Origin of the sequence: Streptococcus oralis (assembly GCF_001578945.1) — a bacterium.
Taxonomy (GTDB): Bacteria; Bacillota; Bacilli; order Lactobacillales; family Streptococcaceae; genus Streptococcus; species Streptococcus oralis_Q.
In genome coordinates, this window is record NZ_KQ969615.1 from 1 (window position 1) to 445 (window position 445).

The 445-nt window shown below is 35.1% G+C and carries 1 pseudogene; it reads right to left on the reverse strand.

Annotation, left to right across the window (positions count from 1 at the left end):
- Nucleotides 1-77 precede the first annotated feature (77 nt).
- A pseudogene (locus tag SORDD16_RS10045) lies at nt 78-445 on the reverse strand (IS30 family transposase); the annotation flags it as partial.

The window sequence follows — 445 nt, forward strand, 5'->3', positions numbered from 1 at the left end:
AAGGAGCCTTTTTGTGTCAAATTTAGATGACCTAGATTGTCAAATTAAGTTAGACTTTTCATGTAACTCAGAAAAACTTAGTATGGTGTTTGATAATTCAGAGACTTCCTAGGGATTCTATTTCTTTTATCAGCTATAGCTGATAAATAATTTTGAGAAATATTAGTAAAATCCATTTGTTCCGATAGTCCATTTTGTCTTAATAAGCCATTAGAATGTTCGTTAAGACCTCGTTGACCAGAACATCTGGATCCGCAAAGACAATATCAATGTCGTGTGCATTCGAAATTGATTTCCAATTAGAAAATTCTTTCCCGAAATCAAATGTGATCGACTTAAAGAGGTGGCTGGGGACTTGAGACAACCATTGATTGATAGAATCCTCAATATCACTGGCTTTCCGTCCATTAGTTTTCAGTGTGATGATGGCTTTTGAGCAGTATTC